Annotated in this window: 12 protein-coding genes; 4 read left to right on the forward strand and 8 right to left on the reverse strand. The window is 56.4% G+C overall.

Going from position 1 to position 13,008, the window contains the following annotated elements; translation table 11 throughout:
- Positions 1-188: 188 nt before the first annotated feature.
- The 8 genes from M2406_RS22825 to rsmD form a co-directional block, all read right to left on the reverse strand.
- A complete protein-coding gene (locus M2406_RS22825) occupies positions 189-941 on the reverse strand; it encodes a LuxR C-terminal-related transcriptional regulator (RefSeq protein ID WP_259191457.1) in 753 nt (250 codons plus the stop codon).
- 60 nt (positions 942-1,001) lie between these two features.
- Positions 1,002-2,162, reverse strand: coding sequence for a CfaE/CblD family pilus tip adhesin (locus M2406_RS22830; RefSeq protein ID WP_259191458.1), 1,161 nt, complete (start codon positions 2,160-2,162; stop codon positions 1,002-1,004).
- Positions 2,163-2,182: 20 nt separating this feature from the next.
- On the reverse strand, positions 2,183-4,810 hold the full coding sequence (gene tcfC, locus M2406_RS22835) for a fimbrial outer membrane usher protein TcfC (protein ID WP_259191459.1): 2,628 nt from the start codon (positions 4,808-4,810) through the stop codon (positions 2,183-2,185).
- An 84-nt stretch (positions 4,811-4,894) separates the two neighbouring features.
- A complete protein-coding gene (locus M2406_RS22840; protein WP_012004687.1) occupies positions 4,895-5,428 on the reverse strand; it encodes a CS1 type fimbrial major subunit in 534 nt (177 codons plus the stop codon).
- Positions 5,429-5,437: 9 nt separating this feature from the next.
- The gene (locus tag M2406_RS22845; RefSeq protein WP_041418431.1) at positions 5,438-6,112 is read right to left on the reverse strand and encodes a fimbrial protein TcfA; all 675 of its coding nucleotides are present in this window, start codon (positions 6,110-6,112) and stop codon (positions 5,438-5,440) included.
- A 434-nt stretch (positions 6,113-6,546) separates the two neighbouring features.
- The gene (locus M2406_RS22850) at positions 6,547-7,122 is read right to left on the reverse strand and encodes a tyrosine-type DNA invertase (RefSeq protein WP_012004689.1); all 576 of its coding nucleotides are present in this window, start codon (positions 7,120-7,122) and stop codon (positions 6,547-6,549) included.
- A 247-nt stretch (positions 7,123-7,369) separates the two neighbouring features.
- Complete coding sequence (locus tag M2406_RS22855; RefSeq protein WP_006317223.1) at positions 7,370-7,642, reverse strand: DUF1145 family protein; 273 nt, start codon at positions 7,640-7,642, stop codon at positions 7,370-7,372.
- Positions 7,632-8,252: a 16S rRNA (guanine(966)-N(2))-methyltransferase gene (gene rsmD / locus M2406_RS22860; RefSeq protein WP_012004690.1), complete on the reverse strand. Its 621-nt coding sequence runs from the start codon at positions 8,250-8,252 to the stop codon at positions 7,632-7,634. Before rsmD ends, M2406_RS22855 begins: the two co-directional genes overlap by 11 nt.
- Before the next feature lie 223 nt (positions 8,253-8,475).
- On the opposite strand from rsmD, the gene ftsY reads away from it, so the two are divergent.
- The 4 genes from ftsY to rpoH all read left to right on the forward strand — a co-directional run bounded on the left by ftsY (position 8,476) and on the right by rpoH (position 12,883).
- A complete protein-coding gene (gene ftsY, locus M2406_RS22865; protein WP_259191463.1) occupies positions 8,476-10,089 on the forward strand; it encodes a signal recognition particle-docking protein FtsY in 1,614 nt (537 codons plus the stop codon).
- A gap of 5 nt (positions 10,090-10,094) precedes the next feature.
- A complete protein-coding gene (ftsE, locus tag M2406_RS22870; protein ID WP_012004692.1) occupies positions 10,095-10,766 on the forward strand; it encodes a cell division ATP-binding protein FtsE in 672 nt (223 codons plus the stop codon).
- Complete coding sequence (gene ftsX / locus M2406_RS22875) at positions 10,756-11,709, forward strand: permease-like cell division protein FtsX (RefSeq protein WP_218218104.1); 954 nt, start codon at positions 10,756-10,758, stop codon at positions 11,707-11,709. Before ftsE ends, ftsX begins: the two co-directional genes overlap by 11 nt.
- A gap of 316 nt (positions 11,710-12,025) precedes the next feature.
- A complete protein-coding gene (rpoH, locus tag M2406_RS22880; RefSeq protein WP_012004694.1) occupies positions 12,026-12,883 on the forward strand; it encodes an RNA polymerase sigma factor RpoH in 858 nt (285 codons plus the stop codon).
- The last annotated feature ends 125 nt before the right edge of the window (positions 12,884-13,008 follow it).

Genomic DNA, 13,008 nt, shown 5'->3' on the forward strand with positions numbered 1-13,008 from the left:
TCTTCCTTATTCATTATGGGAGCCACAGCCTCCGGCTCCAAATTGTCACCAGTGTCACTTCCTGATTGCAGTGTAGGCAGCAGGCCTGTAATCGACAACGCTTTCTTGCGTATGGACTGTAACCTATTTGCTGTGACAAGGTTTGGCTAATGCTTCCCTTTGCGGGTTGGCCTTTCGCAAAGGTTGTCTTACGGCAGAACCCGATAAAAGTTCCCCGTCGTGCCTTGCTGCGTCACGGCGACTGCAAACAGCGCCACTTCATGGGGTACGCCGAATCGCCTCATAATGTTGAGCTTCTGGCCGCTGACGGTCTTGACGCTTTTCCCTAACAAGCGTGCGGTGGCCGTGACGCAGCCATTATGCAGCAGGCTGGCCAGCACCCGTTGTTCCGCCGGGGGCAAGAAGACGGCAGGCATGGTGTATTCTCGGTCGTAAAGCAAGGCACCCAGCGCATACAGCTCGCCGTTGTGCCGCAACCCCACCTTATCCATCGCCCGTTTTTTATGACTGGAAACGGTGCGTATGTCGCGGTTTAGGCGGGATGCCAACTGCTGGGTATGGGTACCGTCCAGCAACGTCAATAACACCTGGCTTTCCGTCAGGGTCAACTGTGGTGTGGGGGGCGATGGCGTTACGTTGCCCTCCAGGGGGGTGATGCCCAGTGCGGCCAGCAGCCGGTGCCAGTTTGGGGCCGAAAAAGGGGCGCTGAGAGCCAGCTTTAGGTCGGGCCTGCAAGATTTCAATATTACCAGCTGCCATAAGAGCGGGAGCCAGTTAACAGCGTGCTCATGGTGTTGAGGCTCCAGCAGTACGGTGCTTCCGACATTCGGACATTGCCCAAGCACCACGTTGGGCAGACTGTTTTGACGGGTGGTGTCGTAAATCTCCTGCCAGTTGAAGGGAGGAAAATAGCCAATGTGGTCGTTAATCGTCAGGCGCATATGAAATTTCCGATAATTGGTAATAAATTACGCAGTTAAAACAACTTGATGCGGAATCTGTCAGGGAGCCAGCGCATCTGCGCTCAGGGTGACGCGTAGCGTGCCGCTAAAATGGCCTGCGGCCTTACTCAGTTTGGCGAACGGCAGCACGTTGAGCGTCAGAGGTGTCGGGGTGCAGATCACCGGAAACGCGATGCCGGGCAGCACCACCGGGCGGATCAACGCGCTATTGACGCTTGCCAGAGTAATGTCCTGGCCGTTGTTTACTGTTTGTGGCTGGTTGTTGTAGTTGAGGGTGATGCGGTAGTCGACACGATCGGCGGCGGTAGTGCCGCTGCTGCCGTCGCGACGGAGTGAGAACACGTCCGTCGGGCGGCCGTTGACCGTTTGCAGGTCGGAGAGGGCGACCTTTAACCAAGGGCTGTTGCTGTTGTAGCCGTCGTACAGGCACATATCGATGTTGGCCTGGCCGGAGACCTCGCCGCCGGGGGCGGTGGAGAGCGGCTGGGTGCGTAAGTTGAGGTCTACGCGCGGCGTGGCGCTGCCAAAGGCCGGTAAATAAATGGCGCCATTATTTTTATCGGTGACGTCAAGGGTGATATCGGCGGAGAAGGTGGCCAGTTTGATCTTTGGATCCCACTGCGTCTCGTTAAGCACTAGCCTGGCTTTCCAGATGCCGCCGACGGGGAGTTTGGCCAGTTCGGTCTGGGGAAGATAAGCGGTGATGGTTTTTTCGCTATAAGAGGTTCCATCTTCACAGTATCTAAAAGCTGCCGCGTCCAGAGGCGTTAATGGTACATAGGTGACACATAGGTCACTAGCACCAGTTGCCTCCGTATAAGCCGTCAGGCGCAACTGGGTTGACAAGTTACTGCGCTGCTCGGTAAACGTCAGGGTGATGGCCGTCGTTTTCCATGAATCGTATACCCATCGAGCTTCGGTGCTGCAGGCGCCCTCCAGGCTATTGCTCTGCGACTGACATAGCCAGGTATTACGCCCCCATAAACTGCTGTTATCCGTATCATAGCCGCCGGAAGCGCGCCTCCAGATATAGCTGTCCGCCAGCGGTGCGCTCTTGTCATAGTTCAAATGGATCACCTGATGGTTGTCTGCCGGCGGCACCCTCACTGCCTGTGCAGGCAGGCTGACCATGGCCAGCAGCAGCGGCAGTAGACCGTGCGCAATTATCTTTTTTACCGTTCTGTTCAGCATTGCCTTCATTCTGTTTTTCCGTCCCGTGGTTAGCGTTTGGCGGTGGCCAGCAGTTTCATTACCCGTGGTGTCATGCGCAGTGACTGCGGCAGCCCCTCCGGCCCGGAGACCGTGCAGCGCGTCTCGCCGACCACTTGTAAAATGTCTCTGACGGTTTTGACCTGCAGCGGACAACGCAGTAATTGACCGTCGCTGATCAGCCACAGCGCCGGGACTTTTTGCTGGGTTTGCAGTGTGAAACCGCCGTCGGCTCCCAACGCCGGCAGCGCCTGATTCAGCACCTGGGCATTGGCCAGCGCCCGGCCTTCCGGCCCGATTGCCTGACCGATATATACCCAGGTGATATTGGCGCGGACATCCCGTACCAGCAGGCGGCCTGGGGGCAGAAAATAACGGCCCTCTCCGGCACCGCCGGTCACGTTGGCTACCCCGCCGTCGGAGGTACCGGCAATATCCTGCACCGTCACGTTCGATAACTGATAACCGTCCAGCGGCAGCAGGGTACTTTGGCCAAAGCCCAGCGTCAGCGGGCGATAACTCCCCCCGCTGATCTGCGCTGCTGCACCGTTTTCTTCCGCTGGTGCGACCCGCACCGCCAGTCCGGCAGCGGGCTCTCCGCCGCCGTTGCCGCCCCAGAACAGACCATCGCTGGCCAGGGCAAAGGCCGAGGAGTAACCACCGGTCAACGCGGTGCGGCTACCGCCGCCGCGACGCTGGCTGTCACTCAGCGTTCCCGTCAGGTCGCCATAACGTCCGTTGGCCCTGCCTCCCAGATTGCCGCTGTAGCTGTCGTCGTTGTAACCGGAAAAATTGAGCGCCAGTTCACGGTAAGTATCCTGTTGCCACATGCGGGTATGGTTGAGGTTGTAGCTGGTCTGCGACTGACCACTACCGTTGCGCCAGTCAATGCCGGCACTGCTGTAGCTGTCACTGCCGCCGGATTTTGCCGCATTGTCGACGCGCGACAGGGTAAAACCGAGATAGACGCCGTTGTCGGTGGTTTGTCCGTTGCTGTTGCGAAATGTTCCTAGTCGTGTGTTGATCGTGGTGCCGCTCCAGTTGAAAGCGCGAGCCAGCCCTAATTGCCAGGCGCGGTTGCGTTGGTCGGCCGAGCGCAACGTTGGCGGCGGCGGCAAATTGTCCGTCGAGGCCGATCGCGAATTACGACGTCCGTTGTTTTTGGTGTCGCTGTAGCCCAGGGTGGCGCTCCAGCCGGCAAGCGGCACCGAGAGTGAGCCGTTGAGCGTGGTATAGCAGCCGATATCATTATTGGCGTTGCCTGTTTGGTCACAGCCTGCGCCGCCTACCCGGTAGCGGTACAGACTGGCGGAAAATCCGTCGGCAAAACTGACCTGCTGGCTGTCGCCGCGTGCACCGTTGCTGCCGGTCAAGCCGCTGGCGGCCAGGCTCAGCACGCCGAAGCTAAAGGCGTGCTGAGCATCCAGCCGGGTCTCGTTGTAGGTGGTGTTTTGTGTTTTTGCCAAGCCGCTGGTCAGTTGCAGGTTGCGCCACAAGGCCATTTGGATCCCGGCAGCTTGGGTGCCCTGTGCAGTGGATTGTTGCGATGTCGCGCGTTCCGCGGACGCTTTCCCTCCTTGCAAAAACCACTGCCATTGGTCACTGAAGGTACCGCCGCCCTTGCTGAACGGCTGACTTTCTTTACGTTGCAGCACGCCGTCTTCATATACCCGCAGTTCCAGTGGGTAGCTGCCGGGCGGAAAACTGTCGCTGTTCAGGGTATGCATTCCCGGCGCAAAATACTGGCTGCCCAACAGCTGGGCGCCGCGGTAGATATCTACTCGGGCATTGCGGTTGACCTGAATCATTACGGGTGTGGCATCACGGTTGATGCTGTGATTGACATAGGCTTCGGTGGTACCGATCCGTAAACCGTCAAAACGCGTCAGCGGCAGCAGGGTGAAGGCAAAGTTGCCGCCCAGCGGGCTGGAGAGATTGCGTTGGTCCATACGCCCGGCCTGCAGATAGTAGCGGTTGCCCATATCCTGACGTGCGTACAGGTTGTCGAACCAGAAACGGCTGGCATTGTCGTCCCGCACCCGGTTCCAGGTGTAAGCCCAGTTGCCGCCAAGATAACGGCGCTCTCCAAGGCCAAGCGCCCCCGTTCCGTTCAGTGCCAGATTCTGACTGTCTCGGTCGCCACTGTAGTTGGCGGTTTGTCGATGGATAAAGGCGTTTTTCGCTGCCGGTGTTGGCCTGAGCCAGCGCTGATCTTGTTTTAGGGTGGTTAGCCAGTCTGGTTTCAGAAACAACAGAACGGCACCCTGGCTTTCATCCAGGATAGCGGCCGCGCTGTCGGTGGCGACATAGCCGCACCCTGGCGTCTGGCTTCCGTTACAGGCCAGATTGCCATGGCGCAGTAGCGGTTGACTCAACGCTTGCAGCGCCTGCTGCTTTTGCGCTTCTGGCAACGTTTGCAGACCGGACGCCGCTAATAACGCCTCTGGCGCTTCAAACGTCAGCGTGTCTGGTTTGACCTCCACGGCAAACAGGCCAAGTGAGTGGCCCGGCAGGCGCACCTCCAGTTGTTCCGTTTGCCCCAGCAGCAGTGATTCAAATCCTGGCGGCACCTGTGGTGCGGCCGTGGCCTGACAGGCCAGAAGCAAGGGTAGATACAGCGGACGATAACGAGTATTCATGACGATCATATCCCTTGGTCAAACCGGGGGATCCTTCCCCGGGAAAAGGGCACACGCACGGTGCGCCCTGTCGGTATGATTTTCTTATGGTGCTGGTGGTGTAACAGGTACGGTTGAGGTATTCAGAACCAGACTGACGACGCCCTGATAAGAGCCAGAAGTCGTGACCAATCCTGGTGTGGACTGAGCAATAACCAGATCAAAGGGAACGGAACCGCCATCTAAACGCCCGTTAGGGAACAGCACCGCAGGCTCTAATGTGGAGTCCTTGGTCACTGCGGTGGTTAGGGCCTTGCCGTTATAGCTAACGGTCAGTGGAATGGCTGCGGCGGTAGGCGTGGTGATCGACGTCAGGCTTGGGGTGGCAAGCAGACGCATTTCAACCTGTTTGGTGGCATCATTGGTGAAGATTTTGGTGCTGAGCGTTTGTTTCTGCAGGCCGACGCCGGGTAAATAGGTCATTTTGATGCTGGAAGGCAGCGCTGTCCCGTCGCTCTGCAACAGTTCCACCGTCGGATCGATATCCGCCGTGACGGTAATGTCTTTCTGTACTGCCATGGCTGACAGCGAGAACAAGGCGGCCAATGCGATGGGTGCGAATGCATACGACTTTTTCATATAATATCCTTATTTCATGGTTTTTGTGGTTGATGCTCCGGCTGGCAAATCCGCCGTCACCGGAGTTGCGGCGCTGTCGCGATATTCCACTCGTACAACGCCACCTGACATCCCGGCGGGCAGCATCAGAGCCTCACCGGGATAGACACTGCGGTCAATCTGTTGCCAGCGACAGACCGGCGAACAGAGACCCACTTTTAATACGCCAAGACGCACGTTGCCCTGGTTCAGTAACTGAGCGCCATCGGCACTCCGTGCCAACAGCGGTTGAGCAACCGCCGGCAGCAAACGTATCAGCACACCCCAAACCAGGTTGACGTTCACCTGCGCTTTTTGCGACTTGTCGGGATCCTCATCGCCCAACGAGGCAACAGGTTCGAAATAGACCCGCCAGGCTTCTTCCCGCAGCGGAGTTACCAACGTTATGAGCCGTACCGTGCGTGTGGCACCGGCCGGCAGGACAAACTTGTCCGGCGAAACGACCAGCCCTTGCTGGCTTTCGGCCTCTACTTCTTTTTCCAAAGGCGTAGCCGGGTTGAGGATCCGCTTGACGTTGACACGCACGTATTGGGTTTGTGGCGATTTGGAAAATACCTGTAGCGTGGTGGCCGTTTGTCCGGCACCAATGTCTTTGCTTATCGGGTAGACCGTCAGGTTGGCCAGGGCGCAGGTACTGATAAGCATCAACACACCTGCCAGCCCCGTGAGCTTGCTGGGTGTTAGAGGATGATTCGTTTTCGCCATGTCTGCACACTCCCTGTGATGCGAGAAAAAGGTATGGATTTACCCCGTTTTGCGGGCCGCGATAATGCAACATAATGAGCCAAAGTGTTACATTATGGTTTTGTGACTGAATTTGTTGTATTTTGTAGTCGATATAACTAATAAACAGCCATGGATGGCGCTATTTAAGTGTGATGCTCTAATTTAATTTTATGGGGGGTATCAGAGACAGGTGGATTAAGAGAAATGACAAATGAAATGAGAGTAGCTGGGGTACGAAATGATTTTATATAACTTAATGATATTAAAAGATAAAAATTTTAAATTGCGGCGGGTCTTAAAAAAATCTTGACGCTTTTATGAGCGGAATTCTAGAATAGTGACACTTTGGCTCATTATGTAACATTTTCCTCCCCCCATAACGCCCTGAATCGTCCCACATTACTGGCTGTGTACAGCACAGTGTGCTGAATGTTGCGGTGGCCGAGATAGTCCTGAATCAACCGGGTATCTGCCCCCTTGTCAGCCAACGCGTAGCCACAGGCATGGCGTAACATGTGTGGATGCACAGCAATAGATAATCCTGCCCGTTCCCCTAAATCCTTCAGTATCCGATAAATGCGTGAGCGGGAAAGTCGCCCACCCTTGTGAGATAAAAATAGCCAATCGTAATCTTTTGCCCCCGGATAGCTTTGTCTGCGTTGTAACCAGCGTGCCAGTAACTTCCGCTCCATGGGATGCAGGGGTTGCATGGTTGACAGGCCATTTTTAAGACGCCGGACATACAGACTGTCGCCGGCTATATCAAGATCTGCCAGGTGCATTCCGGTCAGCTCGCTGACCCGACAGCCGTGGACAAAACACATCCATAGCAGGCAGGTGTTACGTTCCGGGTCGGGGATGCTGTCGGCGGCGGCGAGCATGCGCTCGATTTCCGGGCGCGTTAGGTGCTTTCGCACGTTTTTTTTCATCATGGCTCCTGTTGACGGTAATGGAGAAAACCCGGCCCTGAAATGGGTCGGCAGGAGAGTATAGGAAATGCAGGCGGATTGTGTCGGTAATTAGGGGAACTCTGTCGGGGGGCTCGCTGAAAGAAAATCTGAAACACCGGGGAAGCGAAGGGCATTTTCGCTGATTGTTTGTCGCCGTACTGGCGGCGCACCGTTATTTCGACCAGTACCGTTCTGAGGCCGAAAACGATCGTGCGCCGGAGCAGTGTTATTTTCTTTTGATCGGCGGCTGCTTTTTCTGCCAGGCCAGCAGTTCGAAGACGCCAAAGATAAAGATCTTGGCTTCCTGCCAGTAGCTTATCGGCTGATCTTTAGGCTGCGTGGATTTCAGCAGTACCAGCTGTAGCCCGTGCATCACCACCATAAAGAACAGCGCCACGTCGATGAAATACTTCAGCGGCTTGGGAAAAGGGTGAAACAGATTGGAGAGCAGAAAGCCCCATACGCACAGCATCAGCAGGCGACCCAGATTAATCAGCATTGTCGGTTTTCTCTTGAGAGCGAATATAAAGACGGTAAGCCACCTGACCGGCGACTTTTTCACGGTGTAGCTGCCAGTTGGCCGGAACGTCGGTGGCGGCGCTTTCGGCTTCGGCCTCTACGTAAATCCAGGCCTCATCGGCCAGCCAGCCCTGCTGCTCCAGCAGCGTGACGGTTTCCGCCAGCAGCCCTTTGCGAAAAGGCGGATCGAGAAACACGACGTCAAACGGTTGGGCATTGTTCGCCAGCCAGCTCAGCGCGTTGGTGTTGACCACATGGCCTTTGCCTTGCAGCAGCGCCAGGTTCTTTTCCAACTGTTGCGCCACCGGGCGTTCAAACTCCAACAGCGTAACGCTACCGGCATAGCGGGACAGCGCTTCCAGGCCGAGTGCGCCGCTACCGGCGAAACAGTCCAGGCAGCGCGCGCCCTGGATCACCGGCGCCAGCCAGTTGAACAGGGTTTCACGGACGCGATCGGTGGTTGGACGTAGCCCAGGGCTATTTGGCACCGGCAGTTTCCGTCCGCGCCATTGGCCGCCGATAATACGGATCTGCCCGGCCGCAGCCTGAGGCGGTTTTTTTGCCGACGCCCGTGGCGATATTCTTGTCATAGGATTGGTTTATTTCTGTTTGGGGCGGTGAAGGCCGCACAAGTTAGCGAAAAGTTGCCTCTATTCTACCGGTGAGACGCGCCGGGGGAAACGGTAAAACTTTGTTGCCTGATTTCACAGTGGAAAGCATACCGGATGCGTGTTGCTGGGCGAGGGAAAGTGATAGACTCGGCGGAATAATTGTCAGCATAAGCAAGCCTTCGGTACGGAGTAGAGTCATAACATGGCAAAAGATAAGAAACGCGGGTTTTTCTCCTGGCTGGGCTTCGGCCAGAAGGAAGAAGAGCAACAGCAACCTGAGACGGCGGTAGAACCGGCGGAAAATCAGGCCGTGGAGACCCCGGCTGAACCGGTTGCTCCCAAGCTGGATGACCAACTCCCCGCCCAGGAATCTGAACCTGCCGCCTCCGTAGAAACCCCAGGAGAATGGGACGGCAGCCTGACCGGCGAGCATATCGCAGAAAGCGTGCCGGTGGTTGCCGAGCACTCCGCAGCGGCACAAGCGCTGGCGGAAGAGATTGTTACCCTCACCGAACAGGTGGCGGCAGAGCAGCAGCCGGTGACAGAGGAAGAGATTGCCGAGCCGGTTGCCGAGGTTGAGCCTGAGCCGGTGGTGGTGATTGAGCCGGAAGCGGTTGTCATACCTGAACCAGAATGGGTTGAGCCTGAGCCGGTTATCGAACCCGAGCCGGAAGTGATTGCGCCTGAGCCTGTTATCGAGCCTGAGCCAGAACCTGAGGTTATCGCGCCAGAGCCAGAACCAGAACCAGAACCAGAACCAGAACCAGAGCCAGAGGCAGAGCCTCTGCCGACCAGCGTAGCGCTGGAACCGATTATCGTCGCTCCGGCCATTATTGAAGAACAACAACCTGAGCTGCTGGCCCCTGCGGTGACTCAGGAGCAGGAACGCCCGACCAAAGAAGGTTTCTTTGCCCGTCTGAAACGCAGCCTGGTGAAAACCAAGCAGAATCTGGGCTCCGGTTTTATCGGCCTGTTCCGCGGCAAGAAAATCGACGACGATCTGTTTGAAGAGCTGGAAGAGCAGCTGCTGATTGCCGATGTCGGCGTGGAAACCACGAGTAAAATCATTACCTCCCTGACCCTGCACGCCAGCCGCAAGCAGTTGAAAGACGCCGAGGCGCTATACGGCAAGCTGAAGGAGGAAATGTCTGAAATTCTGGCTAAAGTTGATCAGCCGCTGGATGTTGGCGGTAAAAACCCGTATGTCATTCTGATGGTTGGCGTGAACGGCGTGGGTAAAACCACCACCATCGGCAAGCTGGCCCGCCAGTTCCAGGCGGAAGGCAAATCGGTGATGTTGGCGGCAGGGGATACCTTCCGTGCCGCGGCGGTGGAACAACTGCAGGTATGGGGCGAACGTAACCGGATCCCGGTGATCGCGCAGCATACCGGTGCTGACTCCGCTTCGGTGATTTTTGACGCGGTACAGGCCGCCAAGGCTCGTGGCATCGACGTACTGCTGGCCGATACCGCCGGGCGTCTGCAGAATAAAGCGCACCTGATGGAAGAGCTGAAGAAAATCGTCCGCGTTATGAAAAAACTGGACGACCAGGCCCCCCATGAGGTTATGCTGATTCTTGATGCCAGCACCGGACAGAATGCTGTCAGCCAGGCGAAATTATTTAATGAAGCCGTAGGCTTAACCGGTATCACACTGACTAAACTGGACGGTACCGCCAAGGGCGGGGTGATCTTCGCCATTGCCGATCAGTTCGCTATCCCGATTCGCTATATCGGCGTTGGGGAAGGCATCGAAGATTTGCGGCCGTTTAAGGCCGACGATTTTATTGAGGCACTTTTTGCCCGAGAGGATTAATACGGATGATTCGCTTTGAACAGGTCAGTAAAGCTTATCTGGGCGGACGGCAGGCACTGCAGGGGGTAGATTTTCATCTGCGCCCGGCAGAGATGGCGTTTCTGACCGGCCATTCCGGCGCGGGTAAAAGTACCCTGCTGAAACTGATTTGTGGCATCGAACGGCCGAGCGCCGGCCATATCTGGTTTGGTGGTCACGACATCAGTCGCCTGAGAAACAGTGAGGTGCCGTTCCTGCGTCGTCAGATCGGCATGATTTTCCAGGATCACCATCTGCTGCTGGATCGTACGGTGTATGACAACGTGGCTATGCCGCTGATCATCGCCGGTGCCAGTACCGAAGACATCCGCCGTCGCGTTTCCGCCGCGCTGGACAAGGTCGGGCTGCTGGATAAGGCCAAAAACTTCCCAATCCAGCTTTCCGGTGGTGAGCAGCAGCGCGTGGGTATTGCCCGTGCGGTGGTGAACAAACCGGCGGTGCTGCTGGCGGATGAGCCAACCGGTAACCTGGATGATGCGCTGTCGGAAGGCATTCTGCGTCTGTTTGAAGAATTTAACCGTGTTGGCGTGACCGTGCTGATGGCCACCCATGACACCGGGCTGATTGCCCGTCGTAATTACCGCACTCTGCGCCTGAGCCAGGGTCGTATGGCTGGAGGAGCGCATCATGGCGAATAACGCAAAAACCGCCAAGAGCAAAGCGCTACGCGGCGGCTGGCGTGAACAATGGCGTTACGCCTGGATGAACGCCATCAAGGATATGCTGCGCCAGCCGTTGGCAACGTTGTTGACGGTGATGGTGATCGCCATTTCTCTGACGTTGCCGAGCGTGTGTTACATCGTCTGGAAAAACGTCAGTACCGCAGCGACCCAATGGTACCCGACGCCACAGTTGACGGTTTATCTGGATAAATCCCTCGATGACGACGCCGCGGTGAAAGTGCTCGATGCCATCAAGGCGGAAGCCGGCGTCGAGAAAGTGAATTACCTGTCGCGTGAAGAGGCCCGGGGCGAATTCCGCAACTGGTCTGGCTTTGGCGGCGCACTGGATATGCTGGAAGAGAACCCGTTGCCGGCGGTAGCCATCATCACGCCGAAAATGAGCTTCCAAAGTTCCGATACCCTCAATACCCTGCGCGATCGCGTAGTCGCGGTACAGGGCGTGGATGAGGTTAGAATGGATGACAGCTGGTTTGCCCGCCTGGCGGCGCTGACCGGGCTGGTGGGCCAGGTGGCTGCGATGATCGGCGTGCTGATGATTGTGGCGGTGTTCCTGGTGATCGGCAACAGCGTGCGGCTGAGCATCTTCAGCCGTCGTGACACTATCAACGTGATGAAGCTGATCGGTGCGACCGACGGCTTTATCCTGCGGCCGTTCCTGAACGGCGGGGCAATGCTGGGCTTCTTTGGCGCGTTGCTGTCGTTGCTGTTATCCGGCGGGATGGTGTGGCGTCTGGAGTCGGTGGTTACCGGCGTGGCCAAGGTGTTTGGCACCACCTTTACCCTGCACGGATTGGGTTGGGATGAAGCCCTGTTGCTGCTGATTGTCTCCGCGATGATCGGCTGGATCGCCGCCTGGCTGGCGACGGTGCAACATTTACGTCGATTTACACCACAATAAAGTTTTTTTGGTATACTCTTCTCCTGCTGCTCCGAGCGTGTTGCGGGAGAAGAGCTACCGGCACCAACCCAAGCCCCATTCAGTCTCTTCTTTGCGCACAAATTTCCTATCGGCCTGAGTCTTCGTCACGTATTGTCATGCACAATGTGATCGAAAAACTGTGAACTAATAGGGCGGAACACGGTCAAAATCTGCAGCAAAATGTTATGGTGCCCGGCGTGTGGACCGCTTTTGCAATAGCAACTGCCGTAGAATCAATTATTTCCCCGCCGTGATAAATCACCTGCATGACCTGTTTTTTCAAGAGAGGGTTTGAATGACCAAAGAAATGCAAACTTTAGCTTTAGTGCCCCAGGGCAGTTTGGAAGCCTATATCCGGGCCGCCAACACCTATCCGATGCTGACGGCAGAGGAAGAGCGGGAGCTGGCTGAACGGCTGCATTATCAGGGCGATCTGGAAGCCGCTAAGCAGCTGATCCTGTCTCACCTGCGCTTTGTCGCTCATATTGCCCGCAATTACTCTGGTTACGGCCTGCCGCAGGCGGATCTGATCCAGGAAGGTAATATCGGCTTGATGAAAGCTGTTCGCCGCTTCAACCCAGAGGTTGGGGTGCGCCTGGTTTCCTTTGCGGTGCACTGGATCAAGGCAGAAATTCACGAGTACGTACTGCGCAACTGGCGTATCGTCAAAGTTGCTACCACCAAGGCACAGCGCAAGCTGTTCTTTAACCTGCGTAAAACCAAGCAGCGTCTGGGCTGGTTCAACCAGGACGAGGTGGAATTGGTGGCCCGTGAACTGGGCGTGACCAGCAAGGACGTACGCGAGATGGAATCTCGCATGGCGGCACAGGATATGACTTTCGATCCAACGCCGGACGACGACGCCCGTGAAGGCCAGTCGATGGCGCCAGTGCTGTACCTGCAGGATAAAAGCTCTGACTTTGCCGAAGGTATCGAAGAAGATAACTGGGAAAGCAACGCCGCAGACAAACTGGCCTACGCGATGGAAGGCTTGGACGAGCGTAGTCAGCATATTATTCGTGCCCGTTGGCTGGATGACGACAACAAGTCCACGCTGCAAGAGCTGGCCGATCAATATGGCGTTTCCGCTGAGCGTGTTCGCCAGTTGGAAAAAAATGCCATGAAGAAACTGAAAATGGCGATCGAAGCCTAATCCCGCGTAAGCGTTAAAAAGCCCGGCTAGTGGACTGACCCCATAAAGTTGGACGGTTCATATTAAGCGGCTTTCAGGGCCTGGGTTCGGTATTCTACCGGACTCAGGCCTTTTAATTTCAGGCT

The organism is Serratia sp. BIGb0163 (assembly GCF_024809935.1).
Lineage (GTDB): Bacteria > Pseudomonadota > Gammaproteobacteria > Enterobacterales > Enterobacteriaceae > Serratia > Serratia quinivorans.